Raw genomic sequence first — 25,897 nt, 5'->3', positions numbered from 1 at the left:
TGAGTATGGTCGTTAATCATAATGTGTCTCCAAACAAGATTTGAAGATCTGATCATGATGTTGAAATTTAGTTCAAAAAAATCCCCGCTAATTTCTTAGCAGGGATTTGTGTATAAGAGACAGCTTATTAGCGCCTTTTTTAATGTCTTATACCAATTCGCTTAATTAAGTGGTCTATTTTGAGGCAATAGAACCTCGTTGATAGCAAGGCAAAAATTTCGTTATTTAGTTTGTTCTAAATCAGAAATTTTTAACGCAGATAGCGACAGGTTTTATCCCTCAAAATGATTAAGTATTATTGCGGATTGGTATTAGATTACCTACCCAAGCAAATAGCTGAGCGGCTCTGCACCCCAAGTCGTAAATAGCACCACTAAGCACACTGCAAAAATAACAAAAGCTATCAACGGCGATTTTGTAACAGGCTCAGTAACCGCAACTTGCTCGCTACTGCCCGTTAGCATAGGTTTCACTAAGTTTTTTCCTTTAATGCGGTAAATCACAATCGCCAATACATGCAACACTATGGCATACAATAAAATGTCAAAGTTTAAGTGATGTAACCAACCGGCAAAATCTACGGTATCTGAGGATACATGCTCGACTAGTGGACCATCCGTTAATATATCGTCACTAGTCATTAAGCCAGAGGCTAACTGTACAATAAGTAACGCAAAAAAGGCTATCACCATATAACTACCCGCCGCACCGTGACCCGCCTTATGTTCATTGCTTGTAAACGATTTAATTGCGGCGATTGGTGAATGAATCAGCGCAGAGAGCTTTGCCGTTTTACTACCAATAAGGCCCCAAACAAGGCGTGTAATAATAAGCGCTAGAGTGAAGTAGCCTGCAGCAAAGTGCAGCTCCAACATACCTTCTTCAGCACTAAAATAGAGGGTTGCGATGGCCGCAACTAATAACCAATGGAAGCTTCTTATAAAGCCATCCCATACTTTAACTTTTGACATTGTAACTTTCCCTTTAAAAGACGCTAATGATTTCAGCAACAGGCTCAGCTATACATTATTGCAAACTTCAGTTATTTTGACACACCTCTATTTCAGCTGTTTTGATCTGAGCCATAACAACAAACATGAGCGATAAGATGCATAAATCAACAATAAGAGCCTTGCTAAAAGGATTTTTCGACATGCTCCCCTTATGCCTTGCGGTGTTACCTTGGGGAATTCTATGTGGCTCGTTAGCAGTTCAAAATGGTTTCAGTGCTTTAGAAACACAAGCTATGTCGTTATTGGTATTTGCAGGCTCAGCACAGCTCGTTGCGATTGAATTAATGGCCGGTAATACGCCGCTTTTAACTATTTTATTTACCACACTCATTATTAGCTCACGGCATTTTTTGTATGGTTTAGCTATTCGGCACAAAGTCATAGATCAACCCTTTTGTTGGCGACTGCCAGTGAGTTTTGTACTAACCGATGAATTATTTGCTTTTTCGCACCATCGTAAAGCCTACCGCACAAAAGTTCGCCTTATTTACGCGCTAAGTGCCGGCTTTAGTTTTTATATTGCCTGGAATATCTGGACCTTGCTAGGTATTGTCGCAGGAAGTCTCCTTCCCGATTTAACACACCTTGGCCTTGATTTTGCCATCGCAGCCACGTTTATTGCTTTAGTTATTCCGGGTGTAAAGAACCTTGCGACACTGGCTACAGTGATCACCGCAGGCGTTGTAGCAACACTATTAAAAAGTCAGGGCTTTCAACTTTGGCTTGTCACCGCGGCTCTTATCGCTATGACAGTGGGCTACCTAATTAGTCGCTTGCAAGCAAAAGAGGAGCATACACAATGATGACCACCATTTTATTAATGGCGTGTATTACCTTCTTCACACGTTACTTATTTTTGCACCGCGCATTACCATTCAAAGTCGGCCCGAAAATGCAGCAATTTTTAAGTTTTAGCGCCCCTGCCGTACTCACCGCAATTTGGGTGCCCATTGTATTTATTAATGACGAAGGGATAAATCTAGATTGGCAAAACCCTTACCTAAGTGCTGCTGTTGTGTCTGTTATCGTGGCTTATAAAACACATAACATATACTACACAACACTGGCAGGAATGGGATTATTTATAATTTTAAGTTAGCTGAGATACTTAACGCCAAGTAAGAAAAACCGCTGATTAAAATTTACCCTTTTAGAAAAACTCCAAGCAAGTTAGAATCAATGCAACAATAATAAAAAGTTATCATTATGAGCGAATTTCACCAACTCTCAGCCACCAGCCTACAAGGCCAAACCGTTGACTTTTCTGATTTTGAAAACAAGGTCGTACTTGTTGTAAATACTGCAAGTAAATGTGGTTTCACTCCACAATATGAAGGCTTACAAGCACTGCATGAAAAGTATCATGAGCAAGGTTTAGTAATAATTGGTTTTCCATGTAACCAATTTGGAAAACAAGAACCAGGTGATGCAAAAGAAATTAAAGAAGGCTGCCTAATTAACTACGGCGTTAGCTTTTTAATGATGAGCAAAGTCGATGTGAATGGCGAACATGCTCACCCTGTTTTTAGATACCTAAAATCAGAGTTACCGGGATTTATCACCCGCAAAATAAAATGGAACTTCACCAAATTTTTAATTGGTAAAGATGGCAAGGCAATTAAGCGCTATGCGCCACTGACAAAACCTGAACAGCTAGAGTCAGACATCGCAGCAGCACTGAGCAAATAACAAAGTCTAAAAGCAATAAAGAGGCAAATTGCCTCTTTATCTAAATTTATGCTTAGTCGTTCAAGTACTCGTCAAAGTCGTCATCGCCTAAGTTTCTGCGCAAGCGTTTTTGTTCAAGATAGTCTTCCAACTTCTTCTTTACGCGTTGCTTTTTCTTGTCGTGTTGATTACGCCCGACCATTTCGTACTCGTCTTCAACAAAATCGTCATCTAGCGCGTCATAACTAAATGTCTTACCCACAACCCACTCCATAAAGTGTTTGAGACCAATTCTTGAGATTAAAATTTGCTCGATGAATTGGCAAAGATTAAAAAGCTCAGTAGTAATTTAGTATCTAAAAAACCACCAAAATAAAGCCATACACCCATGCTAAATAGGTCATATGTCAATATTGTGAATAAATAGCGCTAAATTTGATTTCTGAAAAGTGAGAGTTTTTTATCGTTTCGATAAAAGTCATTTATGCATGTGTATTTTTTAGTTAATTTGACTAAAAAATGGTTAAAAAGTTATTCACCGCAATTTTTGAAAAAGCCTCAAAACACAGCAAGATTTTGAATTAATTGAATTTATAAATTTTGGCATTCAATTTGATTATGTTTTTGTGTCATTTCAAACAGGAAAGAAAAAAATGAAAAAGTTATTGTTAGTAAGTTCTTTATTTATCGCTACCGGCGCAATGGCTCATAACGATAATGATACAAATATTTCATTCAGCGGTGAGCAGTGTGATGTTGAATTTATAAATGATGTACGCATTACACCAAGCGAGTTAGAAGTATACACAGCCGATAATCGCACTATGAAAATCATCGATCAACACACTTTATATATCGATGGTCAAAGCGTGTCGCTTGATGCTTCACAACAGCAAGCAATTGCAGATTACTCAGACAGCTTACGCAGCCAACTTCCTGAAGTAGCAAATATCGCACTTGATGGTGTAAAAATAGCTGGTGTAGCCATCGAAGAAGTATCAAATGCTTTCAATATTGATGGCCTAAGCGACATTTCAGAATTAATGGACGATATCAGCGTAGAAGTACAAAACGCTTTCTATCAGCAAGGTGCGTTCACCATGGGTCAGCAAAATTTCGAAAAATTTGGCCAAAACTTTGAAGACCAATTCGATGAGCAAATCGAATCGGCTGTCGAGTCAGCCATGATGCAATCGATGGGCAGTATTTTAGTGGCGCTAGGCTCTGAACTTTTAGGTTCAGGTGGCGACATGGATGAGTTTGAGCAACGTATGGAAAACATGGGCGCACAAATCGAAGCTCGTGTAGAAACACAGGCAGCTCAACTTGAAGAGCGTGCAGATGCATTATGCGGCAGCTTTGCTGATATCGCTCATAAAGAGCAAGAGCTAGTGGTTCTAGTACCAGAGCTAAAAGAGTATCAACTATTTACTTTCAAACAGAATGCAGAGTAATTGACTAATTAACATCCCTGAACCAAAACACTTGGTCCTTTCGCGCAGAGCTTGCTCTGCGCTTTTTTATTTTTTGGTCAGCACAGTCAGGTGCGATAACGTTTTAATCGCCTGCTCTAAGTTTTCAGACCAAGGCAAGCCATAACTTAAACGAAAACAGCTACGGTATTTTTTACCCGCTGAGAATATCAACCCTGGAGTAATACTGATCCCCGCCTCAAGTGCCAAATGGAATAACTTTACCGCATCATATTGGCTACCAAGGTCAACCCAAATAACACAGCCCCCTTGCGGGTTACTTATACGCGCACAACTTGGCATATATTGCTGCAGGCACCAAATCATACGCTCTTTGTTGGTACTTAAGCGCTGTCTAAGCAAACGAATGTTACGGTCGTACTCACCGCTAGCTATAAACTCATACAAGGTCCACTGGTTTATAAGTGGCGCGGAGCAACTAAGCGCGCGTTTGTGTCGTCTTGCTTGTTCAGCAAACTTACCAGCAATGATCCAACCTATGCGATAACTGGGAGCTGCTGTTTTTGAAAACGACGCGCAGGTGATCACTAAGCCCTTTTTTGAATAGGCCTGTGCAGGCGTCGCACGCTTTGCCGTAAAATGTAAGTCGCCATATACATCATCCTCAATAAACACCACATCACGCTGCTCTAAAAGTGCCACTAATTGCTCACGCTTGGCATCAGGCATAAAACTGCCAACAGGGTTATTCAATGAGGTTGAAAACACACAGGCTTTTATATCATGTTCATCGAGTGCTTGAGCCAAGTCATCTAGCCATATTCCTTCATCAGGACACAGCGGTATTTCCAGTGCCTTTAAACCTAAGCTTTCAATTAATTCGATAATGCCAAAATAACAAGGCGACTCGATAGCAATAATATCACCGGGTTTAGCGACACACTTAAGGGCAATCGCCAATGCTTCTTGAGCACCATTGGTGATCACTAATTCATCGCTATCAACCCCAATGCCAAAATCCAGATAGCGATGAATGAGTTGTTTTTTAAGTGGTGCAAAGCCATCCATCGGCCCGTAATTAATTGCCGATGCGCCCGCTAATGTCATTACTCGGCGCATTGTTCGTGCCAGTGCTTTATCTGTAGGTGCAGCGGCTACAGGGTTGGCGATACCAAATGGCACCACATTAGCTTTATGGATAGCGCTGTAGACTTGCTCAATCAAGCCTTGCTTATTGACTGTGGTCGGCTCTCGACTGAGCCTAACTCGCTTTGGTCGTGACTGATTTAACTGTGAAGACTTTAAAAAGTACCCTGACTTTTCTCTTGCTTCAATCAATCCTTGCCCTTCAAGTAATTGATACGCTTGTTTTACAGTAGGAATACTGATGTTGAGCTTGTCTGCCATTTTTCTGAGCGAAGGTAACTTTTCACCCGGTAATAACGAGCCTTGCAAGCAAAGATCTCTAACTAGCTGAATAACTTGTTGATATAAGAACTCACTGTTACTACGACTGATAACTTGTGACATAGCCCACCAAACTGTATAGGTTGCATTTCTAGTTTTCTGTATATGTTAAGTATACAGAAGAGGATTAAAATGAACATACTTTCAATTTTTGGGTACTAACTATGAAAAGCGCCGCTCTCTACCTTGCTACAGTACTGATCTGGGGATCGACTTGGCTAGCTATTGAGTTTCAACTAGGTGATGTTGCTGTTGAGGTCTCTTTATTTTACCGCTTTGCCATTGCAGCTATTTTAATGTGGGCCTTTGTGCTCATGAAAAAGCTACCTATGCATTATTCACTGCGTGATCACGGATTTTTTGCTTTATTAGCCTTATTTAACTTTGGTTTAAATTATTTAGTGCTGTATTGGGCGCAGAACTATCTCACCTCAGCAATGGCCTCAATAGCGTTTTCGATGTTGCTATTGATGAACATTATTAACACCCGCTTGTTCTTCGCAAAGCCAATTGCGAAACGAATTTACTTTGGCGCTCTACTCGGCGTAATGGGTATTGCCAGCTTATTTTGGCCACAAATTCAGCAATTCGACTTGAGTAATGGTGCGTTGGTCGGGTTACTACTTGCGCTATCTGGAACCTTTGTGGCTTCATTAGGGAATATGGTCAGTGTTCGAAATTCACAACGTAACATTGGCGTACTTCAAGGCAATGCCTGGGGTATGTTATACAGCGCTTTAGGTCTAGCTGCTTATGTTTTAGTAAGCGACGTTGAGCTCACGTTGAACGCCCCGAGTAGCTATTGGGTGTCGCTTTTCTACTTAGCAGTGTTTGGTACCGTAATCGCATTTGCTTGTTACTTCGCGCTACTTAAAAACATCGGCCCTGAGCGCGCAAGCTATGTGATCGTATTATTCCCACTGGTTGCAGTGGTGTTAAGTACTTTATTTGAAGGATTTGAATGGCAAGCGAATACCTTTATGGGATTTAGCTTGGTGTTATTCGGTAATGCTATCGTGCTGACTCCTACTCGACAAATTAAAGCATTTTTTGCTGCACGTAACCTACAGCAAAAAAGCTCCGTCCCCAGTTAGAAGTGACTATGTCACCTCTAACACCAAGCGCCGGCAAATTTGCCGGCGCTTTTTTATGGCATATGAAAACGAAGTGCTTGTTTGTGTATCTTAATCTTAGCCGGAGTAAAACCAACAAGCTCACCATCGGCTTCTATAGCCAACCCTTTCGTGGTGACCTCAGCAGTAGTTAACCGAGCATATTCTAGCGCTTGCAAACCATGATGCTTTACGAGTAGTAAATACAAAAAGCTGATCAGGTTTTTCAACAAACCGCCAGCTGGCATACAGTAGCAATCAAGCTGACCATCATTTAACTTTGACCGAGGGGCAATCTTTAAGCCACCACCAAAGTAATGATGATTAGCAAAAATCGTCGCTAAATTACTGTAGCTGAGTGCTTTACCATTAAACTCACCCTGAAGTGACTGTGCCTTAAATGAAAATAGCTGCTTGATGCCCTGCCAAGTGTAGCCAAACGAGCTAAAACTTCCGGCTTTGTTTAGTTGAGTCACGACTTCAGCGTCAAAACCTATTCCCGCCACATTAATAAAATAGCGCTGATTGATTTGTCCAACATCGATTAACTCAGTACGGCTATTAAAAACAGCGTCATACCAAGCCTGTTGTTTACACGCAAAGCCACGAGCAAAATCATTCCCTGTGCCAGCCGGAATTAACGCGATAGAACAGCGACTCGACATTAATGCATTAACGGCTAAATGAAGCGTCCCATCACCACCAATCACCACAACTTGAGTTTCGTTTTTAGCCAAAAGCGCTATATCAGCGCAATCATTCTCAAACTTGCCTGTGGTTAAATACAATTTAGGCTCAATCTGTCTTTTTTTACATTCTTTTAGTAGCCAATCAACACTGTTTTTATGATTTTTTTTGTCACTTGGCTTTATTATTATCAACATCAACGGTTACTTCTTTTCTTGCATGGCAAAAACACCACACTCGTTCAAATTATATTAATCTGAATAATTAGTCACTTTCTCACTCTAAAAACGCATAAATAAAAATAACAAAAACTAAAAACCTTTATTTACCTACACTTCAGCGTTAAAGAAACTGCATAAGCATGCAAAATATCACTTAGACAAAAACTTAACCCCATGTTAATAAAAGGCTTTTGGATTAGAAAAAGTTATCCGACAGACTCAATTTTTATCGTTTTATTTTTGTCCAGTTTGATTGCAAAATACTCACGTTTTCAACCAAACACAACCCGGAGCAAAGTAATGAACCCAATTAATACATTAAACCAAAACGCTGCAACTCATGTTGCCGTAAAACCAACAAACCGCAAAGCAAAAATGTTGGCAAAACTAAATCGCTACGGCAAAAAGTTAGCTCTTGGCGGCGCAGTACAACACAAGTAATCCCCAACCATGGTTACTTTATCGGTGCAGTAAACACCCAACCACTAACGAAGATCCTTCTTTAGCTCCTCCGTTTACTGCTCCAACCCCTTTCTTTTAAGTTAAAAACAGCAATTAATTAAACCTTTTTACAAAAAACTCCCTCTTTACGCTCAAAAAACAAGCAAACAAACTTTTTCCTATTTACACAGCCGATTCAGCTAAGTATTATTCTCGCATCACGATGTGGAGAGATGGCAGAGTGGTCGAATGCACCGGTCTTGAAAACCGGCAGGGGTTTGTAGCCCCTCTAGGGTTCAAATCCCTATCTCTCCACCACTTATTTTTATTTGTTGATTAATTTCAGCAAATTACAATCAGAATTATGCGCTGGAGAGGTGGCCGAGTGGCCGAAGGCGCTCCCCTGCTAAGGGAGTATAGGGTTTGTAGCTCTATCGAGGGTTCGAATCCCTCCTTCTCCACCATTTTATTATTAAAAACCGCTTTTAAGCGGTTTTTTTATGCCCGAAAACTTGCACACTTCATTATATTTCATGCATGCTAAGTTTCTATTTGCTACACAAAGTGATGCTATGTTTCGTTTTGCATTTTTTACTCTTGCCCTATTTGCCAGCGCCTACAGTCAAGCCACTATTTATAAGTGCATGATTGACGGGGTTGCCACTTTTACAGAGCAGCCTTGTGGAAAAGATGCAGTAATCGTGAAAATTGCACCGCCACCAGCAAGTAGCCAAACACCAGCTACAGAGCAACCGCAAAAACCACAAAAGCCTGCCGACTTAAGTGTTGAAGATTATTTAAAAATTCAAAAAGCCGATCGTGAAATAGACCGCCTTCAACTAGAAATTAAAGAACTACAAAAACAACAAAGTGAGCGCATCGATAAACTCAATAATATGACGCAAGATGCCGCAAATAGGTTAGGCGCAGCCTCTATTGATGATGCTATCAGCAAACAAAGTGAGCGTATTAACGCTTACTATAAAAGCCAAATCAGCATCCTCGAAAAACAAGTAGCACAGCTAGAAGAAAACAAAAAGCAGCTCAAAGAGCGAGGCACGCAATCCAATTAGCTTAACTTACCAAAACTGGTCAGACATGATATAACAACATTTGCTGATTTAGTTTAGGGATCAATTGTTTTGCACATTCACACGCTCGAAGGTTATATTCAAAATATCTATTTAGTTGAATATCCAGATAAATTGATGCTGCTTGATGGGTGTTGCCGTGCTGATGTTGATACTGTATTTGACTATATTACCGAACAACTCAAGCGTCCCATCACTGACTTAAAACTGATTGTTGTCACCCATATGCACCCAGATCATGCCGGTGGAGCGCATGCACTAAGAAAGTTAAGCGGCGGCAAAATAGCGACGTCGAATGCTCCAGGTCAATGGTATAGAGGCATTGATGGTTTCTTAATGCATTTAACCGATATCGCTTTGGCTTGGTGGGTCGCAGGTAGGTTAAATAAAAAACGCCACAACCTTTGGTACAGCCGCCATCTAGATGCAGATTATTACCTTGCTACTGATGCAATCCTACCCGGCTTTGACGATTGGCAAGCACTACATAGCCCAGGTCACACTGACCGAGATATTAGCCTGTATCATATTCCTAGCGAGCGAATTTACATTGCTGATTTACTAGTAAAAGTAAAAGGGCAGCTTGTGCCACCCTTTCCTGTTTTTTACCCAAAGCTGTATTTAAGCTCTTTGTTGATGCTAAAAGCGCTACAACCAAAACGGATTATGTTTGCCCACAGCAACGAAGTAAGTATTGATGACATCGACTTTGAGCAAATTTTAGCGCTGGTCCCCGAAAAACCAATGACGCACTGGCGTTCCGTTAAAGCAAAGGCTCGACAAGCACTTAATTTAAAGCGCTTTTCACAGTCGTGATAAAAGTATCTATATCCTGCTGATCATTATAAATATGAGCAGAGACTCTTAAGCCTAAGTGACGTTCATCAACCGCAATATTCGCTGCAATAAGCGCAGCTTTAACAGCCGCTTGTTGCTCGCCAAAATGCATAATAGCCGTACCAGAGCATTTGTCAGCCTGTATGGGTGAGCGCATATAATCAGCTAATTGATCATGAAACTGAGCGAGCATTGCTAAGTTATGAGCGCGTACTTTCTCAATACCAAGATCAGCAAAGTAATTAATACTATGCGAAGCCAAAATATAAGGTGCAACTGAAGGGGTACCGCCCCAAAAGCGTAACGCGGTTTGATGATAAGCAAAGTGCTTAATATCAAACTCAAACGGATTTTGATGAGAAAACCAGCCAACATCTTGTGGCTGACAAAGTGATAGCTGCTTGCTGTTAACCCATAAATAAGCAGCACCCGGTCCACCACATAACCATTTTACACTCGAGCCCAACATAAAATCGGCATCAAGCTTAGTTAAGTCGACCTCTAAAATACCCGCAGACTGCGCAACATCAAGTAAGCTCAATGTGTTGTGCTGCTTTGCGATATTGATAATTTCGTTAATAGGCGCTTGCTGACCCGTATTTGAATAAACATGGCTTATAAAGACTAAATCAATATCATTATTTGCTAAATATGACTGCCAAACCTGCGCATCAGTTAAGTCTTCATGCTTACCAATAAACACGATTTCAGCACTTTCAGGTAGGGCTTTTTGCATCGCAAAACCCATGCTTGGAAAGTCACTTTCTGCCATTAACACTTTGCAATTTTCTTGTTGCAGTCGTGGGTGCGACATCAACAGCTTGGTTAAACCACTTGATAAGTTAACTTGTGAACAAAATAACTCACTTTGCGAGTTAAATAATTTAGCGAGACTACTCGTAAATGCCTCAACACCTTGCAACCACTGTTGCCATGGTTCTTTATTTTCATTTTGCCAAGCGGCAAAAAACTGCTGATGAAAATGCTGCTCAGCAGATTTTAAGGGTCGCCCCACAGAATGATTAAGCAAATAGCTGCCTTGTGGAATTACGAAATCGTTTTTGTTCATTACTTAATCCACTGTTTTAACTTAGTTAAATCATCAAACCGAGTTCGAATATCGTCCCTTTTTGCTGCCGCACGGCGATCACGTAACTGCTCTAGTGAGTTAAGTAACACATGCAAAGGCGGCCCACTGGCTGTGACTTTATCCATATGTTGTTGCTGCATTTGCTGTGAAGGCTGCGCTATGTATTTACTGACCAGCTGATTATGGTGGCCAATGGCAGTATCACCATGCAGTTTACACACTTGAATGAACAGCTTTAAGTTAGTTTGTAACCATTCGCTATCGCGCTCAGCTTCTGCCGCTAAAAAGTCATCCATAATGCTTGTCATACGCATGCTTTCACGCAGGATCTGCTGATCTTCAGGCATCATATACAAGAATTTATCCACCAGCATTTGCGAGTAACTAGGTTCATTAGCAAAACAAAGACCAAGCAATAAATCGATGACATTAATGCCCGCAAAATCACCAGCATTCGCGCCACGATATACCTCTTTACCTACTCGATACGGCTTGTAATACGGGCGTACACAATAGAAAAAGCGGTCTGTATCGAGCTTGTTGTATAACGTATTGTTCGACTCAATCACATCAAGCAATGCTTGTTTTGCTACTGCGAGTAAATCTGCCGCGATAGGATGTGATATCCCTAACGGCTGAATTTTTAATAAAGCATCTGCCGCGCGCTTATACGCTAAAATGCCCTTGGTATTGTAATCGATAAAGATTTTCTCATCTTCAAGGTCAGTAAAACGCTTATACAAACCATCAACCGCTTTGTTGTGGGTGGTTAAATGCGCCGTTGCAAAACGCGGGGTTACACCAATAGATGCACCAATGTGCATTGCCAACGCAGAAGCTTCAACAAGCGGTGAGCTTGTTTCACGAGAAGGCTCTGTTATCTCATGGCGACGGCATGCCGCCATATACAAGCCAACATTACCTAATAAGTCAAAGGCATTATCAAAGCCTTCATCGGTATTGCCCTCTGCCAGTAAGGCACGAATATGCTCATTACCTTCTTGCTCTAATTGACGTTTAAGGTGCTCACCGACACCCTCTACATTCGCTTTATCGTCTTGTTGCCAATATAGTTTTTCTAATTCGCTATTGATCTCAACAAAACGGGTGCGAAGCCAGCTATCAAATGCCTTAGTGTTCTCAGTCACAGGCTCACTCCAAAATAATTATATTGCGATAATGTTAACAGAGTTCAATGAGTGCTAATCGCCAAAATATAGACTAGAATCCATCTAGATTAGTGAAAATCACTCAAATAAAAATGAAATTAGATAAAAAAGACCAACAATTACTTAATGCTTTACAGGATAATGCGAGAACTTCTGTCTCAGAGCTGGCACACTCGGTTAGCCTGTCCGATACCCCTTGCCTACGCCGCATTAAAAAGCTCGAATCAGCAAATGTGATCAGCGGTTATCATGCTGCCATCAATCCTAAAGCCGTTGAGTTAAATGTGTCTGTGTATGCCTTTGTTCGCTTAAACCAAAACTCTGTTGCCGCTGCTGAGCAATTTGAACAGCAGGTTGAGAAGCTTGAACATGTGCTTGAGTGCTCTGTTATTTCAGGCAGTTATGATTATCTACTCAAGATTATTGCCGCTGATTTAGAAAGCTATGAAAGCTTTGTGAAACATAAATTAGGTAGTATTGATTGTATTGCTAACATCGAGTCGACGGTGGTTTTAAAACAAGCGTTCACTAAGCGTCATTTACCGCTCGCTTGACGCAGCTTGCTTGCAAATAAAACATAACTCGATAAGCTAAAAACAGGCTTTAAAAGGATGCTTAAAATATGAAATTCATCAACTTAGTTGCTCTTTCTTGGGCCATCAGTGGACTATTTAGCAGCCCATTAATGGCACAGCAACAAACCTGCCTTACTCAGCTTGAAGACCAAGCACTAATGATGAAAAGTAAGCGCGAAGGGCTGTTTAGAGAGCCATTACCACGCAGCCATAGCACCTTTAGCTATAATATCGAACAAGCATTTAGTGACTATTTAACCGCTGCTTACCTGCAAATTAGTAGCGAAAATCCGCGTGCTAGTTTGCCATGCCCTGTTTACACCGACACCTATCAGCAGCTTGTTGCACAAGGCACTAGACCAGCTAACGCGACTGTTGCTGATTTAATAAGCCCATTTGAACTTAAACAGGCCGATAGCCGTAAAGCCGTGCTCTTGATCCACGGTTTAACCGACTCACCCTTTACCTATCACGACCTTGCACAGGTGTATTATCAACAAGGTTATACGGTGCGCACAATTTTACTACCTGGGCATGGTACCGCTCCTGCAGCACTTAGAGACATCGATGCCGATGATTGGCAGAAGGCTAGCGTGTATGCCATTGAGCGCACATTAAAAGACTTTGATCAGGTGATATTAGGGGGCTACTCAACGGGTGCTGCACTGGTTATTGATTACTTAACTCAAGGCCCGGTCGATAATAAAATTACTGCTGCTATGTTGTTTTCACCCGCAAGCGAGCCACACAATAAAAACGGTTGGCTGGCGAAATGGGTCGATGCGATTCCATTTGTGAATTGGATTGATAAAGATGCGGACCTTGATTTTGCCAAGTATGAGTCGTTTCCATTTAGTGCTGCCTCAGCTAGTCACGAAGCAATGAGCCGTATTAGCCTTGATGAACTACGTCATCGCCAACTGCCTAATGTAGCAATATTTAGTACCTTTAGTGATATTGACACCACAATAGATAACCAAGCAACCTTTAAGATTTTAACTAAGCTGCACGACCCAAAAACGCGCAAGAATAATCAGCTTGATCGCCTTGTATACTATGGGGATGACAAAAACATCCCAGCTAGCTTTCCAGCTGATTACCAAATAATTCGTGATGACTGCGACACCGATGACTGTAAAAAAATCAAAGGGATGTCACACATTGGTATTGTTAATAAACCCAGCAACCCTTACTACGGTCGTAAAGCTTTGTATCGCAATTGCGGCAGCTACTTAGATGACGACACGCTTTATACAGCCTGCAAATACCAAAAAGACGTTGTGATGGGTGAGCGCACAGCCGAAAATTTACAAGCGCACAAGCCCTTCGCACGACTCACGTTTAACCCTTATTTCGATAAGCTTGCTATGCATATCAACGGTTTCATCAAAGATATTGAATCGGCTGCACAATGAGTGAGTTTAGCCACCGCTGGTTTAATCAAATAAGCGAGATTGATGCCGCTCTTTGGCAATCATTTTTTGATGATACGCCCTTTACCGATCACGCTTTTTTAGCTGCTTTAGAACAAGCAGGCTGTGTGAGTGAAGAGTCGGGCTGGCAACCAATGCACCTCGCAATTTACCAGCAAAAACAAGTCATAGCCCTACTACCTGGGTATTTAAAACACCACTCTTATGGTGAATATGTATTTGACTGGGCTTGGGCTGAAGCCTATCAACAACATGGCCTAGAGTATTACCCTAAATGGCTGTGTGGCGTACCCTTCACACCTATTGCAGGGCAACGAATTAGTATAAATCACAATAAGCCCGCTGAAGTCTATGCGTATATTCAGCACATACTCACAGAAACGGCAGCGCAATTAGACTGGTCAGGTTGGCATATAAATTTTTGCCACCAGCAACAAGCGACAGCATTAACTAGCGACACCGTAATGCAACGTCATGGCGTGCAGTTTCAGTGGTTTAATGAAGGCTATAATGACTTTGAGGACTTTTTAGCTTCACTCACCGCAAGAAAACGTAAATCGCTCAAAAAAGAACGCGCTAAAATAGCTGAACAACAGATAACCATAGAATGGCTCGAAGGTGCTGACATCAACAAACAGCACATGCAGAAATTTAGTCATTTTTACCGCCAAACCTATTTGAAGCGCTCAGGCCACAATGGTTATTTGAATACCGCCTTTTTTGAGTTATTACAGCAAAGCATGGCCGACAAACTGGTGTTAATGTTCGCTAAGTATCAAGGAGAAGTGATTGCCGCCACACTCAGTTTTAAAGATCAGAACTGTTTATATGGTCGATACTGGGGAACAAATTATGAGCTTGATAGTTTGCACTTTGAGCTTTGCTATTACCAAGGCATTGAGTACTGCATTACCAACAAACTTAAGCAGTTCCATTCTGGCGCGCAAGGTGAGCATAAAATAAGCCGCGGTTTTAAGCCCGTAAATACCTATTCACTGCATCATATTCAGCACACTGAGTTTGCAGCTGCCATTAGCGATTTTATTACTAGAGAACGCCAACATATGGCGCTCTATAAAGCCCATTGCGAAGGCTTACTGCCTTTTAAACAGCAATAATTGGTTATTCGCTGGCATTTGCACATCTTCAACCAAGGCTAAGCCAGCTTGCTCTGCAAGTTGGCAAATCGCTTCAAAATCACGAATCGCACTATTTGCATCTTGCTGTTTTAAAAACGCATCGAATTCAGCATTACTAGCACTGGTAAACTTACCTTGGTATTTAAATGGTCCATAAATACACAGCTTACCTTTTGGCGCTAAGTGCTTTGCTACACCTTGGAAAAAGCGCTCCACCAGTGGCCAGCTAATAATGTGCATTGTATTCGCCGTAAAAATGGCATTCACAGTTTCAACCGGCCAAGGATCATTAAGGTCGAGTGTCAGTGGCGCATGCAAGTTAGTTAATGCAGCTTCTTGATGCCATTGTAAAATCCCCGGGTGATTAACCTCGCGATCACTACAATGCCACTGCAAATGTGCTAAATGCGTTGCAAAATGCACACTATGTTGCCCAGTACCTGAGCCGACTTCTAATACATCCGTCACATCAGAAAAGAACGCTTCTAATACGTTTAAAATAGGTAATTTATTGTTTTCACAGGCTTGAGAGAAGGGTTTATCCATACAAATTAGTGCACCATGTTTGGTAATTAGTGCACAACAGTAAAGCAAAAATAAATAATAAAGTCGCGGTGAATTTATTAGTTAAAAACATAAAACCATTATTTTCAACAAGTTAAATTTATTGATCAATATTGGTACAGCTTATGCTATTTCTTAAGTGAATTAATCAATAGGAGCAATATTATGTATATCTCACCCTACACCGCTGTAGATGCAGCACTTGCAGCCAGCGAACGTGCTGAAAGCGAAAAAGCCGCCTTAACAAGTTGTGACGACAGAGCAACCGTGATCGATCTTCTTTCTCAATGTAACAAAGAAAATGTACAGGCGCCGAAAAAACATGAAACAGACCAGATTTTTATTCTCGGCTACAATTAATCACACACAGTTAATCCATTCAGTCTTAGCTTCATTATATAAGACTTGCACTAAAACCGATTAACTGTAATGATAACAATTATCATTACAGTTAATCGGTTTTTCTATGCACTCTCACAATGCTATGCTCCATTATCAGCGGCAAATGAAATGTGTTTGCCAAAGACCTGGGCTACATGCCCCTGCACTTGTTGCTAACTATGTTGAAGCGGGTTTAAACATTTCACGCTATTACGAAAAGCATCACAACTTTATTTTGCAAGAGCTGTATCTAAGACGTACCTTTCATGAACTACTTGAAAAGATGTGTGATTCATTAGTGCATAATGCAATTCGTAAACAATGTTTAGCTCAGCTTTATAAACCGCAACTTGCGCTAAAGCGTTACTACAAAACTCATAACTGTATTGAAAAGTATTTCAGTTTGGAGCGAGAAGCGTGCCTTCTCAGCCAAGAATTTAACCCGATTTAGGAGTGTTTATGAGCCAATTTAGAACCGAATCAGATAGCATGGGTGAGCTACAAGTCCCTGCCAATGCTTTGTATCAAGCTCAAACGCAACGCGCTATCAACAATTTTCAAATTAGTGGCTTAGCCATGCCTAAGCAATTTATCACCGCCCTCGCCTACATTAAGCAAGCTGCCGCGCAAAGTAATGCTGCTTTAGGCCATTTGAGCCAAGGTAAAGCCAAAGCCATTGAGCAAGCATGCCAAGAGGTCATCGATGGTAAGCATTTTTCAGAGTTTCCTGTTGATGTATTTCAGACAGGCTCTGGCACTAGCTCAAATATGAATGCCAATGAAGTCATTGCAACGCTGGCGAGCCAATTTGCAGGAGAAACCATTCACCCCAACGATGATGTGAACATGGGACAAAGCTCAAATGATGTGATCCCCACTGCGATTGCTGTAAGTAGCGCTATTAACATCATTTATGAGCTGTTTCCTAAACTCGATAAACTCAGTCAAAGCCTACAAAGCAAACAAGCCGAAGTAGGCCATATTGTTAAAACCGGTCGCACTCATTTAATGGATGCAATGCCTGTGAGTTTTGCACAAACACTGGCGGCATGGCAGTTACAAGTGGATCATGCAATGGCAGGCATTCGCCAAGCTCTTGAGCGAGTTTGTGAACTTGCACAAGGTGGCACAGCAGTTGGTACCGGCATAAATGCCGATCCAGCGTTTGCCGGTGAGCTTTGCCAACACTTGAGTGAGAATGTGGGTATTCGCTTTAGCCCAAGCAAAAACTTCTTTTATAACATCGGTTCACAAGATGCCATTGTTGCGCTGTCAGGTCAGCTAAAGGTACTTGCTGTAGCACAAATGAAAATAGCCAATGACTTACGCTGGATGAACTCAGGCCCTCTTGCAGGGCTTGGAGAAATTGAGCTTGAGGCTTTACAACCGGGCTCATCAATTATGCCGGGTAAAGTAAACCCTGTGATCCCTGAAGCGGCCGCTATGGTCAGCGCACAAGTCATTGGCAATGACGCGACCATTACAGTGGCTGGTCAAGCGGGTAACTTTGAGCTCAATGTAATGCTGCCTGTGATTGCCTTAAACATTTTGCAAAGTATCGAACTGTTAGCAAATAGCAGTGAAGCACTGGCAGATAAAGCGATTGCCAGCTTTAAAGTAAACCAAAGCAATGTTGATAAAGCGCTCGCTAAAAACCCAATTCTGGTTACTGCACTTAATCCGGTGATCGGCTATAGCAAAGCCGCAAAAATTGCCAAATTAGCTTATCAAGAAGGTCGTCCTATTATTGATGTTGCTGCTGAGCATACGGATATTTCGCGCGAAGAACTGAGCGAGTTACTGAACCCTGCCAAACTAACCCAAGGTGGTTTGTAATACCTATTTATTGCAGATAGGTGTAAAACTTTTATCTTACTGTAGCTCTGTGAATACAGAGCTACTTACTGAAAGCTAACGTTTTTATTGCTCCACTTTGAGCAATGTGTATGATAGTGAGTACTTATTCAACGATTTTTAGGTATGTTATGCGCTATCCACTATTGGCAATTTTATTTCCTGTGTTATTAACTGCGTGCTCGGACGCTGCAACTAATGAGCAAGCCGAATCAACGGCAACCAGCAATAAACTTGTCGAGGCACCAAAAGCCGTTGAAATAAAAAACGCTGAGGAAGTGACCAAAGCAGCCCCAGATAAAGCCACTATTAGCTCTGCCCATGAGCAACTTAAACAATTAATCGATGATCCAAGCTGTGACAACAGCAGCCAATGTAAAGTATTACCTGTTGGTAGTCGTGCTTGTGGCGGCCCAAGTAGCTTCATTGTTTATTCAACCAAAACAGCTGACACGGCTGAGGTTGAAAAACTTGCAAAAGATATCACCGCCCTTGAAAAGCAATTTAACGCAGCAAACGACATGATGAGTATTTGTCAGCATCTAACCGCGCCAGGTGCGCAGTGTTCTGAGAATACTTGTGTTAGAATCGAAGGCTCAGCGGCAAGTGTATACTAAGGAATAAGCAATAATGGTTCGTTCATCGACTTTCAAGAAACTTTTCATCACCACAACTGTGTTAGCAAGCATTGCTTTAAGCGGTTGCGAAACAACAACGTCGGGTAGCTCTGCACGCGTTGATCTAGGTGATTTAAATGATCAGCTGAACGATATCGTTAGCAATAATAGCTGTACTGCGAGTTTTCAATGTAAGGTGTTAGAAGTTGGTGAGCGGGCATGTGGTGGCCCAAGTCGCTATGTGGTTTATTCAACGTTAAACAATACACAAGAGCAAGCAGAGCAACTTGCAGAGCGAATTACAGCGGCTGAGAAGTCATCTGATCAAGCATTAACTGTTAACGATTGCTCACCAGTTCTGCCTGTACAATCGCTGTGTATTTCACAGCAGTGCCAAGCAATCGAGATTAAGTAAATAATGCAATAAGGCCGGAAACAATCACCACGCTGATGATACAAATCCCGGCCTTATATATGTACTTAACCTGCATTGTATTATGCACCCAGTAAGCATAAATGTAGCGAACAAAGTAACTTGCAGCAGTGCCAAATAATGCAAAAATAACTAAATACGCAAGTAAAATAATATCCACAGTCATGCCACTTCTTTAAAACATCTAGTCTCAGTGTAAGGGCTTAAAGAAGTAAAGGCAAAACCTTAGCTTTTTTTACTGTGTTCAATGAGTAATTCAGCCACGCGCTGCTTCACAGCACGCTTATCATCAGCTGCAACACCAAAGCGCTCAGCCAATAAAGCAATCTCTTCATCATTTAAGTTAAACGATAAACGCTGTCTGGTTTTTTTCGACTTAACGTCGAGCTCCAAAATCTTACGGATCATATCTGATGGCGTAAGCTCTTGGTCAATGGCTTGCTTCTTAATTGATTTTTGCACTTCAGAGCTTAAATCGAACGCCATTTGCGTGGCTCTAACGGCTTGCTCCTGACGCTGCCATTTGGCTTTTGCATCACTCACTTGGCATCCCCAGGAAATAAGTCAACAATATCGCTAATTGGTCTGGTTAACGTCAGTGATACCTCTGTTTCACCGCCTTCCCAAATCTCAATATTTAAACTATGCGATTCATCATCTGAGCTTAAACAGATCATTTCACACGGTTCACCGCCTTCATCTTCATAACGAGGTAAAGGCTTATTACGGTAGTCCTTATTATGGAAATAACACACATAAGGCGCTTCTGATTGCTTGTAGCTCGATGCTAAAAAGTGACTAAAACGCTCCGGACTATTTTGCACGTTAATTGCCGTTAATTCGTCTTCATCAAAAATACGAGCGAACTCATCAAGGGTAAAAATCTCATCAACATCGTCGCGTTGAATTTTGATCGCAAAATTTGCCCATTGCTCACCGTCATCTGATTCAATTTGCAAAAACACCACTTGGCCAGATTCACTCTCGAGTACCAACTCATACTCTGCACTACGTTGGTACTGATACGTTTGCACATCAATAACACGCAATGTCTGTCCTTTTAACCAGCTTGGGTAAGCGAACGAATCAATCACCGTCAGCATATCACCAACGAGTAATTGGCTTGGATCAGTAAGCTGACGCTCTGGTGCTTTTTTAGATTTGAAAAAGTTAAACATTGGCTGACTCCTTGTTGAAGCAAAAAAGGTAACCCAGTGCGTGGGTTACCTTTTGTCTTTCCGTTAACTGATTAGCTATTTTGTTTTGCTTTAATACGCGCCAGAATATCCGCGCTTTTCGGGTTGGTATCACCAATACCCGCTTCAGCCATTTTCGCTTTTAAATCATCGCCATTAGTATCAGCTTCTAATTGCTTAGCCGCACCTAACTGGTCTTGGCGGTCTTGCTGACGCTGCTTAATACGCTCTAGAGACTCACGTGCTGATGTCATTGATGAGCTATTAGTATTTAGCGTGCTATTAACAGCCATTGTTGCTTGCTGCACACTCTCTGTCGTTTTAACCATCGTTAATTGACGTTGGTTTTCTTTAATCGACTTTTCAGCATCTTTGACTTGCTGCTTTAGTTGCACAATGTGGTTACTAAAACCAGCTAACACTTCTTCGTGCTCTGCTTTCTCAGCTTCAAAATCACCGATTTTTTCTGCGATTTCTAATGCTAGCGCTTCATTGCCTTTTTCAAGTGCTTGACCTGCATACGCTTCATGTTCTGCAATTGATGCATCTAGTGCGCTAATTTTACGCTTCGTTTGCATCTCTTTTGCCATTACTTCAGTCAGGCTTTTTTTAGCGCGTTGTAGGGCATTTTGTGCATCAGCAATTTCTTGTTCAAAGATACGGATACCGTTTGCATCAACAATTGCTTGTCCTGCTTCACGAGCGCCACCACGTACAGCTGTAAATAGTTTCTTTAAAATACTCATAATCTTAACTCCAGAAATTGCTAATTAATCGTTTAAATAAATAGTCACGGCTTCAAGTGCATCAATCGCATTGTCTGCCAGTGTTACCAACTCATGGGTAATATCATCAAACGATGAATTAACCGATAACGCGCCAAAAATAGCGTATTTATCATCAATTTTTGCAAATGCGCTTAATGGGATTGGTACATTTAAACGTAGTAACGTTTCGTTTAACTCATTACGCATATCTGCTTGTACTTCGTTTTCAGCAAACAGGTAGCTAATACACAGTAATTGCTCTTCTGTTTGAGTAACAAAGATAGGTAACTCATCATTCCCATCGACGATAACTTGTAACACATCTTGCTCACCTTCGTTGGCAATCAAGAAAGACTCAAAGCTCACACCTTCTGTTTCAAAAGAAGCCAGTTTGATTGATAGTTCATTTAATTCCATGTCTCACCTTTTTACGTTTTGACATATTATGTCTGAGTTAAGATTTGCATAGCCGACATATTATGTCAACTATAAAATATCAATTTTTGTACAATTCGGTTTCAACTTGCCACGCTTGGCGGTAATAATCATATAAGGTTCCTGAACCTAATCTATTGACTTCAATCGTGTTTACTTGTTCAAAAAAATGATTCGGAAACACAAAAGAAGCCAATAAATATTCTTTGCTTACCCAACGAGATGGCACCGGTAATTCGTTAGTTTCGCGAATTCGCTGACTTGCTGATTTGCCAGCGGTGGTCGCGATAGTCCAACCCCATTGACCAAACGAAGGAATATTTTGTTGGTATTGCTCAACATAACCAAAGCCAGCAGCTTTCATTGTTTTAGCAATACTTAAAAATGCTTTCTTCGCATGATAAGGCGATGTTGATTGCACAGCCACAGCCCCATCAGGTGCCAACAACTGACGCACATGATTATAAAAATAATCACTGTACATCTTATTAAGATCAGGATGATTAGGGTCTGGTAGGTCAATTAAAATAGTGTCAAAGCGCTCGCCTTTTGCCAGCATTGCTTCGACTTCTAAAAAGGCATCTGCAATGCGAATATCAGCCCGGGGATCGCTCATAGAATGTTTATTTAGCGCTGTTAAACGTGTTCTGATTTTCTCTGGCGCATCATAGTCGCCAACATCATTACCAAATAAGTTTAACAGCTGACCATCTAAGTCAACCAGAGTGACATGCTCTACTGGCCACTTCAGAACATCACGTAATGCAAGCCCGTCACCGCCACCGATGATCAACACGCGGTCATGGCGATTTGAGGCCAACATAGCAGGATAGACAAGCATTGAATGATAAATTTGCTCATCCACACTTGAGAATTGTAAACGGCCATTGAGGTAAAGATCGGTAATCGCATTGGGCTGATTGCGGCTCAAACGCTCAGTTAAAACTAGGTGCTGATACTTAGTTGCTTGCGAGTAGATAACTTTATCTTTGTATAAAACATTGCTTAGGTTTTTCATCCAGCTGGTGCCAAGCACGAGCACAAACGCAAAAAACACCAACAACAGCACATGGCAAACTAGCAGTAGCTTAGCGAAGCGAACATGTTGATGATAGCGCCATAAAAACACGAGACCAGCAATAATATTAAACAACGCCGTCCAAGCTGCTGCTTGCATAATTGGCATAGCAAGCATAATGCTCACCCAAATAGCAGCACCGACACCGGCACCGATATAATCCGCCCCGTAAATAGTTCCCGCATTATTTTCTAAAAAGCGGCCATAAACTTGCTGGCGAATACGCGCAATCAGCGGGATCTCCATACCGATCAATAGCCCGAGTAACAGACCAAACACATAGGGTAAGAAACGTGACCACTCTTGTAGCTTTTCAAATACATAGCCATTAAGTACGGTATCTGCAGGCAAGTTAAAAATTTCGGAGAAGATATGCGGCAATGAATAACTGACAGCGATAACACTCGCTATCGCTAAAATACAGCCCATGCCGACCAAAGCAATTATGCTCTCTAGCCACGCGAAAGCAGTAAATGCATCTTTAAACCAACGTGCTAAAAATGCACCGATACCCATAGCGACAATCATGGTGCCGATCATGGCATAAATGGCACTCTCGACCGAGCCTAAGACACGACCTGCATAATGAGATAGCAGGTATTCATAAATTAGGCCGCACCCAGCGAGTACGGCCATAACAGTTATTAATAGGAAATCATGCCCAAGTAGATTGGCTCTACTTGGGGCGCTTGTTGTAGTAGACACTTAATTAGGCACCTAACAAGGTTGCCATAGTCGAGCCAATCGCAAATGAGATTGCTGCAGAGATAGCAGCTACACCCACGTTCTTCTGGCGGTTCACTTCATCTGAAATATCACAACCAGATAGGATGATTTTGATAGTCACTAAGTGTAGTAAAATGAAAGCAACTAAACTCACTGCAGCACTTAATGCCCAGTAACCTAAACTAGCAACAATGTTGTCAGCCGCATAAGGAGCAATACCTGATGCAGCAGTTAATGCCAATGCACTACCCACTAAAAAGCCAGCGTAACGAATACCTACTGCTAAGTTACCGTCAATAACCGCTTGCTGTAAGCAATCACCACTGCGATTAGTACGCTTGAATAACTGCACTCTATATTGACTGATCAGTAGCATCGCAATGCTGCCAATGGCAAAAGCTGCGATCACAATTGGAATACCATGCCAGCCTTCAGTCGCCACCCAAAATAAAGCTGAGCGAATAACAATAGCCACACTCACCACATGGCCAAAATCAATGAGTGCAGCAGTCGCATTACCTTTTACGATTTCGTCATGCAGGCTCACTTTACGAAGCGCTACCTTGTCTTGGAAGAAGTGACCTAGCTTGATAAGCACAATCGCCATCACACCATAACCTAGCATTTGTAATGCTTCTTGTTGTAAAGTCGGTGCAAATGAGCCGCTGCTCACGCCACTTAGAACAATAGCCAGTGCCACAAGTCCTGCCGCAAAGCTAATACCAAAAGCAAAATTGTCACGCTCAGTTATTTCATCATTAGCGTGTAAATTAGATACCCAGCCTTTGATAAATTTTAGGCTGACAAATAAAGCGATAATGATTGCAAAGTCGATTGCTAAAGCTTGCAACGACCAAGTTGTTATTCCATTAAATTCATACATGTGTTGTAACTCCGGTGGTTATTCTTTTCACTACTTACCGCGGCTAATGCCACGTGATGTTCTGCTCGAGCTGTTGCGTAATGACCCAGAGCTTCTACTGTAACTACTGCTAGAAGCATAGCTACTGCGTGTGCGTGGCGGCGTATAGCTGCTACGGCTTAATCCAGATGCACCACTGCGCTTAGTGGCATACGGACTAGTGAATTGTTTACCTTGGCGTTGATAAGACTGTCGAGTCCGCGTCTCTACCGTTTGTTGTGCTTTAATCTGTTTTGGGCTCGAATAACGATAACGGCCATAGTCATTGTAATAGCTATACTTTCTATGACGGCTCCAGCGACCATATTCAACTCGGTCGAATACATCGCCCAACATGCGATACATACCGTACCAAACCCAAAAACTGGTACCGCTGCTATTTGTTTGCCATTGCCCATAGTTAGGGTTACCAACTAACTGGTTACCAACACTTTCACCTTCAGCAGCTTCACTAATTGCACCAACCCGCGCTAGTGAGCCTTGCGACATATCGGCAAGCATATTGATAGGATCTGTCAGCGCATCCTGAAATAAAGACGGTTTGGCGGCATCACGAATAAGATCAAGTTGATGAAGAGTATCTTCATATGGTGGTATTAGATACGTAGACTTAACATCAGCTAAGCGTTGTGTAAGACCTGAATAAATAGCCCCTTCACGAGTCGCATCAAGACTAATTACACGGGCGATCTCAGAAAGTTGCGGTTGCTGCTCAGCAAGCACCTTGCCGTATTGTTTAAGTATCGTCGCATTACGCAAAGAGCCATTATCAAGCGCTGTACCGAGTTGATTTAATTCAACTTCAGCTTTTTCTATGGATTGTTGTATTGTTTGTTTCAGCTGCTCTTCTTTCGACTCACAGCCCATAAGCAAGCTTACCAAACAAAACAGGCTAATAAGTTTCCAAGCTTTTATTTGAGACATTCATGTCACCTGATTGTGGTTTAAAAACGCAAATAGTTTTACATAGCTCAGGTACTAAACCAAGATTAAAATTGCAACAAAGGGTAAATTGGGTGGTAGGTTGGGTAGAGCGAAGTGAAACCCAACATAAGTTAGCGAGAGTAAAGTTAGAAAGGGGAAAGTTTAAAGGTCTGGCGTAGGTTGGCTAGAGCGGAGCGAAACCCATCATAAGAAGAGCTATCAGCTTTCAGCCGTCAGCGATCAGCCGCGCGGTGGAGGTGTTTGGTGCTGCGTCTTCCTCAGCTGGAGGTTCTAGGCAAAGTGTACTTGTAGGTATGGCTTTGGCCGTGAATGTGTTTGTTAAGGTCTGAATTCGGCACTGAAATGCCTGCTACGGGGTTTGTTGCTGAGGGAGTCTCGGTACTAAACAACCACACATTTCAACTGACATCTGATGGCTGAAAGCTGACAGCTCAAAACGAAAAAAAGCCCGACTCTTTCGAATCGGGCTTTCTCTAATTTGGAGCCTGGCGATGACCTACTTTCACATAGCAGCTGCTACACTATCATCGGCGCTGTTTCGTTTCACTACTGAGTTCGGCATGGGGTCAGGTGGGTCCAAAACGCTATTGTCACCAAGCAAAT

The 25,897-nt window shown here is 41.8% G+C and carries 31 protein-coding genes, 2 tRNA genes and 1 rRNA gene; 18 read left to right on the top strand and 16 right to left on the bottom strand.

All coding sequences use genetic code 11. The features are described 5' to 3' along the window. Window positions 1-320: 320 nt before the first annotated feature. A complete protein-coding gene (locus ABMY41_RS17465) occupies window positions 321-971 on the bottom strand; it encodes a cytochrome b/b6 domain-containing protein (protein WP_289098196.1) in 651 nt (216 codons plus the stop codon). Between the two features lie 137 nt (window positions 972-1,108). Between ABMY41_RS17465 and ABMY41_RS17460 the strand changes: the two genes are divergently transcribed. The 3 genes from ABMY41_RS17460 to ABMY41_RS17450 all read left to right on the top strand — a co-directional run bounded on the left by ABMY41_RS17460 (window position 1,109) and on the right by ABMY41_RS17450 (window position 2,702). Further along, the gene (locus tag ABMY41_RS17460) at window positions 1,109-1,816 is read left to right on the top strand and encodes an AzlC family ABC transporter permease (protein WP_289098195.1); all 708 of its coding nucleotides are present in this window, start codon (window positions 1,109-1,111) and stop codon (window positions 1,814-1,816) included. Then, on the top strand, window positions 1,813-2,112 hold the full coding sequence (locus ABMY41_RS17455; protein WP_058585371.1) for an AzlD domain-containing protein: 300 nt from the start codon (window positions 1,813-1,815) through the stop codon (window positions 2,110-2,112). Before ABMY41_RS17460 ends, ABMY41_RS17455 begins: the two co-directional genes overlap by 4 nt. 107 nt (window positions 2,113-2,219) lie before the next feature. After that, window positions 2,220-2,702: a glutathione peroxidase gene (locus ABMY41_RS17450; protein ID WP_217875435.1), complete on the top strand. Its 483-nt coding sequence runs from the start codon at window positions 2,220-2,222 to the stop codon at window positions 2,700-2,702. Window positions 2,703-2,754: 52 nt separating this feature from the next. On the opposite strand, the gene ABMY41_RS17445 is transcribed toward ABMY41_RS17450, so the two are convergent. Then, a complete protein-coding gene (locus ABMY41_RS17445; protein ID WP_082389337.1) occupies window positions 2,755-2,943 on the bottom strand; it encodes a hypothetical protein in 189 nt (62 codons plus the stop codon). A gap of 391 nt (window positions 2,944-3,334) precedes the next feature. Between ABMY41_RS17445 and ABMY41_RS17440 the strand changes: the two genes are divergently transcribed. Continuing rightward, window positions 3,335-4,135 carry a YggN family protein gene (locus ABMY41_RS17440; protein ID WP_054563710.1) on the top strand — a complete coding sequence of 267 codons (801 nt, stop codon included), beginning with the start codon at window positions 3,335-3,337 and terminating at the stop codon, window positions 4,133-4,135. 66 nt (window positions 4,136-4,201) lie between these two features. On the opposite strand, the gene ABMY41_RS17435 is transcribed toward ABMY41_RS17440, so the two are convergent. Then, window positions 4,202-5,644, bottom strand: coding sequence for a PLP-dependent aminotransferase family protein (locus ABMY41_RS17435; RefSeq protein WP_349275614.1), 1,443 nt, complete (start codon window positions 5,642-5,644; stop codon window positions 4,202-4,204). A gap of 101 nt (window positions 5,645-5,745) precedes the next feature. Between ABMY41_RS17435 and ABMY41_RS17430 the strand changes: the two genes are divergently transcribed. After that, a complete protein-coding gene (locus ABMY41_RS17430) occupies window positions 5,746-6,675 on the top strand; it encodes an EamA family transporter (protein WP_054563712.1) in 930 nt (309 codons plus the stop codon). 53 nt (window positions 6,676-6,728) lie between these two features. Here the strand turns inward: ABMY41_RS17430 and ABMY41_RS17425 are convergent, their stop codons facing one another. Then, window positions 6,729-7,577 carry a YegS/Rv2252/BmrU family lipid kinase gene (locus ABMY41_RS17425; protein ID WP_349275612.1) on the bottom strand — a complete coding sequence of 283 codons (849 nt, stop codon included), beginning with the start codon at window positions 7,575-7,577 and terminating at the stop codon, window positions 6,729-6,731. Window positions 7,578-7,901: 324 nt separating this feature from the next. Between ABMY41_RS17425 and ABMY41_RS17420 the strand changes: the two genes are divergently transcribed. The 5 genes from ABMY41_RS17420 to ABMY41_RS17400 all read left to right on the top strand — a co-directional run bounded on the left by ABMY41_RS17420 (window position 7,902) and on the right by ABMY41_RS17400 (window position 9,949). After that, entirely contained in the window at window positions 7,902-8,042 is a 141-nt protein-coding gene (locus ABMY41_RS17420; protein WP_166341396.1) for a hypothetical protein, read from the top strand. 227 nt (window positions 8,043-8,269) lie between these two features. Then, window positions 8,270-8,360, top strand: a tRNA-Ser gene (locus ABMY41_RS17415). A gap of 53 nt (window positions 8,361-8,413) precedes the next feature. After that, window positions 8,414-8,506: transfer RNA gene (locus tag ABMY41_RS17410), tRNA-Ser, on the top strand. 108 nt (window positions 8,507-8,614) lie between these two features. Beyond that, window positions 8,615-9,115 (top strand): DUF4124 domain-containing protein, encoded by a 501-nt coding sequence (locus ABMY41_RS17405; protein ID WP_175083134.1) that lies wholly within the window; start codon window positions 8,615-8,617, stop codon window positions 9,113-9,115. Window positions 9,116-9,184: 69 nt separating this feature from the next. Continuing rightward, window positions 9,185-9,949 carry an MBL fold metallo-hydrolase gene (locus ABMY41_RS17400; protein WP_289098193.1) on the top strand — a complete coding sequence of 255 codons (765 nt, stop codon included), beginning with the start codon at window positions 9,185-9,187 and terminating at the stop codon, window positions 9,947-9,949. On the opposite strand, the gene ABMY41_RS17395 is transcribed toward ABMY41_RS17400, so the two are convergent. Next, window positions 9,921-11,039: an aminotransferase class V-fold PLP-dependent enzyme gene (locus tag ABMY41_RS17395; protein WP_349275610.1), complete on the bottom strand. Its 1,119-nt coding sequence runs from the start codon at window positions 11,037-11,039 to the stop codon at window positions 9,921-9,923. The genes ABMY41_RS17400 and ABMY41_RS17395 overlap by 29 nt on opposite strands. After that, complete coding sequence (locus tag ABMY41_RS17390) at window positions 11,039-12,208, bottom strand: monodechloroaminopyrrolnitrin synthase PrnB family protein (protein ID WP_054563718.1); 1,170 nt, start codon at window positions 12,206-12,208, stop codon at window positions 11,039-11,041. Before ABMY41_RS17390 ends, ABMY41_RS17395 begins: the two co-directional genes overlap by 1 nt. A 113-nt stretch (window positions 12,209-12,321) precedes the next feature. Between ABMY41_RS17390 and ABMY41_RS17385 the strand changes: the two genes are divergently transcribed. The 3 genes from ABMY41_RS17385 to ABMY41_RS17375 all read left to right on the top strand — a co-directional run bounded on the left by ABMY41_RS17385 (window position 12,322) and on the right by ABMY41_RS17375 (window position 15,355). Next, complete coding sequence (locus ABMY41_RS17385) at window positions 12,322-12,783, top strand: Lrp/AsnC family transcriptional regulator (RefSeq protein ID WP_289098192.1); 462 nt, start codon at window positions 12,322-12,324, stop codon at window positions 12,781-12,783. Between the two features lie 68 nt (window positions 12,784-12,851). Beyond that, window positions 12,852-14,219 (top strand): alpha/beta fold hydrolase, encoded by a 1,368-nt coding sequence (locus tag ABMY41_RS17380; protein ID WP_349275608.1) that lies wholly within the window; start codon window positions 12,852-12,854, stop codon window positions 14,217-14,219. Continuing rightward, window positions 14,216-15,355, top strand: coding sequence for a GNAT family N-acetyltransferase (locus ABMY41_RS17375; RefSeq protein WP_349275606.1), 1,140 nt, complete (start codon window positions 14,216-14,218; stop codon window positions 15,353-15,355). Before ABMY41_RS17380 ends, ABMY41_RS17375 begins: the two co-directional genes overlap by 4 nt. On the opposite strand, the gene ABMY41_RS17370 is transcribed toward ABMY41_RS17375, so the two are convergent. After that, complete coding sequence (locus ABMY41_RS17370; protein ID WP_287242521.1) at window positions 15,332-15,922, bottom strand: DUF938 domain-containing protein; 591 nt, start codon at window positions 15,920-15,922, stop codon at window positions 15,332-15,334. The two genes, ABMY41_RS17375 and ABMY41_RS17370, sit on opposite strands and share 24 nt — an antisense overlap. A 183-nt stretch (window positions 15,923-16,105) precedes the next feature. On the opposite strand from ABMY41_RS17370, the gene ABMY41_RS17365 reads away from it, so the two are divergent. The 5 genes from ABMY41_RS17365 (at window position 16,106) to ABMY41_RS17345 (ending at window position 19,207) form a co-directional block, all read left to right on the top strand. Continuing rightward, complete coding sequence (locus tag ABMY41_RS17365; protein WP_054554610.1) at window positions 16,106-16,300, top strand: hypothetical protein; 195 nt, start codon at window positions 16,106-16,108, stop codon at window positions 16,298-16,300. Window positions 16,301-16,445: 145 nt separating this feature from the next. Beyond that, on the top strand, window positions 16,446-16,772 hold the full coding sequence (locus ABMY41_RS17360; protein WP_175080668.1) for a hypothetical protein: 327 nt from the start codon (window positions 16,446-16,448) through the stop codon (window positions 16,770-16,772). Window positions 16,773-16,780: 8 nt separating this feature from the next. Continuing rightward, on the top strand, window positions 16,781-18,157 hold the full coding sequence (locus tag ABMY41_RS17355) for a class II fumarate hydratase (protein ID WP_349275605.1): 1,377 nt from the start codon (window positions 16,781-16,783) through the stop codon (window positions 18,155-18,157). A gap of 149 nt (window positions 18,158-18,306) precedes the next feature. After that, window positions 18,307-18,792 carry a hypothetical protein gene (locus tag ABMY41_RS17350; RefSeq protein ID WP_054554607.1) on the top strand — a complete coding sequence of 162 codons (486 nt, stop codon included), beginning with the start codon at window positions 18,307-18,309 and terminating at the stop codon, window positions 18,790-18,792. A gap of 13 nt (window positions 18,793-18,805) precedes the next feature. Beyond that, on the top strand, window positions 18,806-19,207 hold the full coding sequence (locus ABMY41_RS17345; RefSeq protein ID WP_058585357.1) for a hypothetical protein: 402 nt from the start codon (window positions 18,806-18,808) through the stop codon (window positions 19,205-19,207). On the opposite strand, the gene ABMY41_RS17340 is transcribed toward ABMY41_RS17345, so the two are convergent. From ABMY41_RS17340 to rrf, 9 genes are all read right to left on the bottom strand, one after another. Continuing rightward, window positions 19,200-19,385 (bottom strand): hypothetical protein, encoded by a 186-nt coding sequence (locus ABMY41_RS17340; RefSeq protein ID WP_054554683.1) that lies wholly within the window; start codon window positions 19,383-19,385, stop codon window positions 19,200-19,202. The genes ABMY41_RS17345 and ABMY41_RS17340 overlap by 8 nt on opposite strands. Before the next feature lie 65 nt (window positions 19,386-19,450). Then, complete coding sequence (locus ABMY41_RS17335) at window positions 19,451-19,768, bottom strand: hypothetical protein (RefSeq protein ID WP_054554605.1); 318 nt, start codon at window positions 19,766-19,768, stop codon at window positions 19,451-19,453. Next, on the bottom strand, window positions 19,765-20,403 hold the full coding sequence (locus ABMY41_RS17330; RefSeq protein WP_055199258.1) for a hypothetical protein: 639 nt from the start codon (window positions 20,401-20,403) through the stop codon (window positions 19,765-19,767). The genes ABMY41_RS17335 and ABMY41_RS17330 overlap by 4 nt, the downstream gene beginning before the upstream one ends. 71 nt (window positions 20,404-20,474) lie before the next feature. Then, the gene (locus ABMY41_RS17325; RefSeq protein ID WP_054563727.1) at window positions 20,475-21,167 is read right to left on the bottom strand and encodes a PspA/IM30 family protein; all 693 of its coding nucleotides are present in this window, start codon (window positions 21,165-21,167) and stop codon (window positions 20,475-20,477) included. 24 nt (window positions 21,168-21,191) lie between these two features. After that, window positions 21,192-21,605: a DUF2170 family protein gene (locus ABMY41_RS17320; RefSeq protein ID WP_054563728.1), complete on the bottom strand. Its 414-nt coding sequence runs from the start codon at window positions 21,603-21,605 to the stop codon at window positions 21,192-21,194. A 79-nt stretch (window positions 21,606-21,684) separates the two neighbouring features. Further along, entirely contained in the window at window positions 21,685-23,406 is a 1,722-nt protein-coding gene (locus tag ABMY41_RS17315; protein ID WP_175083127.1) for a polyamine aminopropyltransferase, read from the bottom strand. A 4-nt stretch (window positions 23,407-23,410) separates the two neighbouring features. Beyond that, entirely contained in the window at window positions 23,411-24,310 is a 900-nt protein-coding gene (locus ABMY41_RS17310) for a DUF350 domain-containing protein (RefSeq protein ID WP_062566277.1), read from the bottom strand. A gap of 30 nt (window positions 24,311-24,340) precedes the next feature. Continuing rightward, the gene (locus ABMY41_RS17305; protein WP_062566278.1) at window positions 24,341-25,273 is read right to left on the bottom strand and encodes a hypothetical protein; all 933 of its coding nucleotides are present in this window, start codon (window positions 25,271-25,273) and stop codon (window positions 24,341-24,343) included. A 504-nt stretch (window positions 25,274-25,777) separates the two neighbouring features. Further along, window positions 25,778-25,892: ribosomal RNA gene (gene rrf, locus ABMY41_RS17300) — 5S ribosomal RNA — on the bottom strand. Window positions 25,893-25,897 lie beyond the last annotated feature (5 nt).

The sequence above is a fragment of the Pseudoalteromonas sp. BZA4 genome (genome assembly GCF_040104395.1).
Lineage (GTDB): Bacteria > Pseudomonadota > Gammaproteobacteria > Enterobacterales > Alteromonadaceae > Pseudoalteromonas.
The sequence above is the reverse complement of the archived record's forward strand: the minus strand, read 5'-3'. Positions and strand labels throughout refer to the sequence as shown.

Bases quoted from the DNA above. Each gene is read 5' to 3' on its own strand.
- ABMY41_RS17420 (WP_166341396.1), top strand. From the start codon at position 7,902: ATGAACCCAATTAATACATTAAACCAAAACGCTGCAACTCATGTTGCC.
- ABMY41_RS17440 (WP_054563710.1), top strand. From the start codon at position 3,335: ATGAAAAAGTTATTGTTAGTAAGTTCTTTATTTATCGCTACCGGCGCA.
- ABMY41_RS17305 (WP_062566278.1), bottom strand. From the start codon at position 25,273: ATGTCTCAAATAAAAGCTTGGAAACTTATTAGCCTGTTTTGTTTGGTA.
- ABMY41_RS17435 (WP_349275614.1), bottom strand. From the start codon at position 5,644: ATGTCACAAGTTATCAGTCGTAGTAACAGTGAGTTCTTATATCAACAA.
- ABMY41_RS17350 (WP_054554607.1), top strand. From the start codon at position 18,307: ATGCGCTATCCACTATTGGCAATTTTATTTCCTGTGTTATTAACTGCG.
- ABMY41_RS17345 (WP_058585357.1), top strand. From the start codon at position 18,806: ATGGTTCGTTCATCGACTTTCAAGAAACTTTTCATCACCACAACTGTG.
- ABMY41_RS17320 (WP_054563728.1), bottom strand. From the start codon at position 21,605: ATGGAATTAAATGAACTATCAATCAAACTGGCTTCTTTTGAAACAGAA.
- ABMY41_RS17430 (WP_054563712.1), top strand. From the start codon at position 5,746: ATGAAAAGCGCCGCTCTCTACCTTGCTACAGTACTGATCTGGGGATCG.
- ABMY41_RS17465 (WP_289098196.1), bottom strand. From the start codon at position 971: ATGTCAAAAGTTAAAGTATGGGATGGCTTTATAAGAAGCTTCCATTGG.
- ABMY41_RS17330 (WP_055199258.1), bottom strand. From the start codon at position 20,403: ATGTTTAACTTTTTCAAATCTAAAAAAGCACCAGAGCGTCAGCTTACT.
- ABMY41_RS17370 (WP_287242521.1), bottom strand. From the start codon at position 15,922: ATGGATAAACCCTTCTCTCAAGCCTGTGAAAACAATAAATTACCTATT.
- ABMY41_RS17460 (WP_289098195.1), top strand. From the start codon at position 1,109: ATGCATAAATCAACAATAAGAGCCTTGCTAAAAGGATTTTTCGACATG.
- ABMY41_RS17395 (WP_349275610.1), bottom strand. From the start codon at position 11,039: ATGAACAAAAACGATTTCGTAATTCCACAAGGCAGCTATTTGCTTAAT.
- ABMY41_RS17380 (WP_349275608.1), top strand. From the start codon at position 12,852: ATGAAATTCATCAACTTAGTTGCTCTTTCTTGGGCCATCAGTGGACTA.
- ABMY41_RS17425 (WP_349275612.1), bottom strand. From the start codon at position 7,577: ATGTTGATAATAATAAAGCCAAGTGACAAAAAAAATCATAAAAACAGT.
- ABMY41_RS17325 (WP_054563727.1), bottom strand. From the start codon at position 21,167: ATGAGTATTTTAAAGAAACTATTTACAGCTGTACGTGGTGGCGCTCGT.
- ABMY41_RS17385 (WP_289098192.1), top strand. From the start codon at position 12,322: ATGAAATTAGATAAAAAAGACCAACAATTACTTAATGCTTTACAGGAT.
- ABMY41_RS17365 (WP_054554610.1), top strand. From the start codon at position 16,106: ATGTATATCTCACCCTACACCGCTGTAGATGCAGCACTTGCAGCCAGC.
- ABMY41_RS17355 (WP_349275605.1), top strand. From the start codon at position 16,781: ATGAGCCAATTTAGAACCGAATCAGATAGCATGGGTGAGCTACAAGTC.
- ABMY41_RS17405 (WP_175083134.1), top strand. From the start codon at position 8,615: ATGTTTCGTTTTGCATTTTTTACTCTTGCCCTATTTGCCAGCGCCTAC.
- ABMY41_RS17310 (WP_062566277.1), bottom strand. From the start codon at position 24,310: ATGTATGAATTTAATGGAATAACAACTTGGTCGTTGCAAGCTTTAGCA.
- ABMY41_RS17375 (WP_349275606.1), top strand. From the start codon at position 14,216: ATGAGTGAGTTTAGCCACCGCTGGTTTAATCAAATAAGCGAGATTGAT.
- ABMY41_RS17360 (WP_175080668.1), top strand. From the start codon at position 16,446: ATGAAATGTGTTTGCCAAAGACCTGGGCTACATGCCCCTGCACTTGTT.
- ABMY41_RS17450 (WP_217875435.1), top strand. From the start codon at position 2,220: ATGAGCGAATTTCACCAACTCTCAGCCACCAGCCTACAAGGCCAAACC.
- ABMY41_RS17455 (WP_058585371.1), top strand. From the start codon at position 1,813: ATGATGACCACCATTTTATTAATGGCGTGTATTACCTTCTTCACACGT.